Source organism: uncultured Actinomyces sp. (assembly GCF_963526355.1).
Taxonomy (GTDB): domain Bacteria; phylum Actinomycetota; class Actinomycetes; order Actinomycetales; family Actinomycetaceae; genus Actinomyces.
This window is the reverse complement of the sequence record NZ_CAUROW010000187.1, coordinates 1-2,579: the sequence shown is the minus strand read 5'-3', so window position 1 is coordinate 2,579 and position 2,579 is coordinate 1. Positions and strand designations below refer to the sequence as shown.

At 75.0% G+C, this 2,579-nt stretch carries 3 protein-coding genes; all 3 read right to left on the bottom strand.

The window, feature by feature from the left end; all coding sequences use genetic code 11:
• A partial coding sequence (hemB, locus tag RWR81_RS13595; protein ID WP_314458235.1) for a porphobilinogen synthase occupies positions 1-1,040 on the bottom strand: 1,040 nt, incomplete at its 3' end.
• Positions 1,037-2,167 (bottom strand): uroporphyrinogen-III synthase, encoded by a 1,131-nt coding sequence (locus RWR81_RS13590; RefSeq protein WP_314458234.1) that lies wholly within the window; start codon positions 2,165-2,167, stop codon positions 1,037-1,039. The genes RWR81_RS13590 and hemB, both read right to left, overlap by 4 nt.
• A 4-nt stretch (positions 2,168-2,171) precedes the next feature.
• Positions 2,172-2,579 (bottom strand): hypothetical protein (locus RWR81_RS13585; protein ID WP_314458233.1); only part of this gene is annotated, 408 nt, incomplete at its 5' end.

Genomic DNA, 2,579 nt, shown 5'->3' with positions numbered 1-2,579 from the left:
GCCGGGTTCTCGGCGATCTCCCTGGCCCAGTAGGTCAGGATCATGTCCGCCCCCGCGCGCACGATCCCCAGCACCGACTCGGCGATGACGCGCTCGCGGTCGATCCACCCGCGCTGCGCGGCCGCCTCCACCATCGCGTACTCGCCGCTGACCTGGTAGGCGGCCACCGGCACCGGTGAGGCGGCGGCGACGTCGGCCAGCACGTCCAGGTAGGGGCCGGCCGGCTTGACCATGACGATGTCCGCCCCCTGCTCGACGTCGAGCATGACCTCGCGCAGGCCCTCGCGGCGGTTGGCCGGATCCTGCTGGTAGGCGCGCCGGTCCCCGGTGAGCGTGGAGCCCACGGCCTCCCGGAACGGCCCGAAGTAGGCCGAGGCGTACTTCGCCGAGTAGGCCAGGATCGCGACGTCGTCGTGCCCGGTGGCGTCCAGGGCGGCGCGGATCGCGGCGACCTGCCCGTCCATCATCCCCGACGGCGAGACCATGTGCGCCCCGGCCTCCGCCTGGGAGATGGCCATCGCCTGGTAGGTGGCCAGGGTGGCGTCGTTGTCGACCTCGCCGGCGCGCGGGCCGTCGGGGCGGAGCAGCCCGCAGTGGCCGTGGCTGGTGAACTCGTCCAGGCAGGTGTCCGCGCACACGACGACGTCGTCCCCCACCTCCGCACGCACGGCCGAAATGCCGCGGTTGAGGATGCCGTCCTCGGCCCAGGCCGCGGTGCCAGACGCGTCGCGCTCGGCGGGCACGCCGAACAGGTCGATGGCGCCGACGCCGGCCTCGGCGCAGGCGGCGGCCTCGCGGCGCAGCGAGTCCAGCGTGTGCTGGACGACGCCGGGCATCGCCTCCACGGGGCGGGGGGTGTCAATGTCCTCGCGCACGAACACCGGCAGGATGAGGGCGGCCGGGTCCACGACGTGCTCACGCGCCAGGTGCCGCATCGCCGGGGTGGTGCGCAGGCGCCGGGGCCGCACGGCGGGGGGCTGCGGGTCGGGGACGGAGCGGCGCGACAGGAAGTCGGCGGCCGGTCGAAGGGAGTCGGTCATGAGGTGCTCCTGAGTGGGGGAGTGGTGAACATTGCTGGATCCGGCGTCATGGTGGCGATAACGGCGCGGAGGACGCCCTCGGGCGTGGGGGAGGAGGCGGTGGCGGCGACCGGCAGGCCCAGCTCGTGGGCGGCGCTCGCGGTGGTGGCGCCGATCGCCACGAGTCGGGTGGCGGTAGGCGGCGATCCGAGCAGCTCCAGGACGGCCCGCGTCGTGGATGGGGCGGTGAGCACGACGGCGTCCACGCCGCCGTCGGCCCACACGCGGGGCAGGTCCGTGGGCAGGTCGCAGGCGCTGGCCGTGACGGTCGAGTAGGCGGCCACCTGCTCCACCTCCCAACCCGCCCGGCGCAGGCTATCCGCCAAAGTCGGGTCGGCCAGGGCCGAGGCCGGCAGCAGCACGCGCCCCGCCGCCTCCGGGGCGCCTTGAGGACAAGCGGGAGAATCTCCGAATGTTCGGGCACTCCGGTCGGAGTCATGCGAGCCGGGGGCGCCGCAGGGGAAGCTACGAGGGTCTGTGCCTGAATCCGAGTTCCGGGCCGGTGTCGGGACGGCTCCGGGGCCGCCGGCGAGCGCGGGCTCCTCCAGGAGGGCGGCGGCCGAGCCCCGGGCCACCAGGTCGGGGGCGGCCCCGGTGAGCTCGGTCCAGGCGCGCGCGGTTGCCGGCCCGACGACGGCCACCCGTACCGGCAAGATCGCTGCGCCGGGCCGCTGTCCGGGTGATGTCGCTCGGGCGCGGTGAGGTACAGCGTCGGAGTGGGCATGGGAAGCGCCGGAATCGTTGTGATGCCCATGGCTCCCGGCCGCCGGGCCGATTCCGGCTTCTGCGGGCAGGTACGGCGCCAGTGCCTCGACGGTCCGGGCCGAGGTGAGCACCAGCCAGGCGGCCTCGCCCGCCACGATCCGCCGCGCAGTCGCCTCCAGGGCCGCAGCGTCCCCCGGAACGGTTCTCGTCACAGCGGCGCGTTGTACCTCCGTCCCGGCCCGCGCCAGCGCCGAGGCAATGCGATCCGGTTCCTTGACCCGCGGCAGCAGTACGACCCGCCCCGCCAGCGGTGTGTCGGCGGCCTCGCGGGGCTCGTCCGACGGGTGTCCGAGCGGGTGGTTGCGTGAGGTGGACTGCGCCATGGCCTCAGCCCCGTCGGGCCTTGTTGGCGTGCAGGTCGACGGTCTCGCCGGCACCGTCCTCCACCAGGACCTCTGCCGCTCGGATGCCCAGCGCCTCCGCCGCCCGAACCGCCTCCGCCGCCGCATCCCCTGGACTATCCGGGCCTCCGGGGGCCTCGGGCAGCTCGGTGCTCAGTTCGCAGCCGACCTCCCGATCCCCGTCGAGCGAGGTGACCACCGCCCGCAGCGCGAGCACCCGCAGCGAGCAGCGCGAGGCTGTTGAACCGCGCCGCCCCGCCGCCCCGGCTCCCTGGCCGGTCCCGGCCACGGCAGTGTCATCGCCGCGGAACTCCTCGTTCCACCCGGTCCCGTGCACGGCGTGCTCCTCCCGCGGCTCCCGGCTATCGCCCCGCAGGCGTGCCCAGGCCCCCAC

What these genes read in the sequence shown, in the direction of transcription:
- RWR81_RS13590 (WP_314458234.1), bottom strand. Translation starts at nt 2,167, where the DNA reads ATGGCGCAGTCCACCTCACGCAACCACCCGCTCGGACACCCGTCGGAC.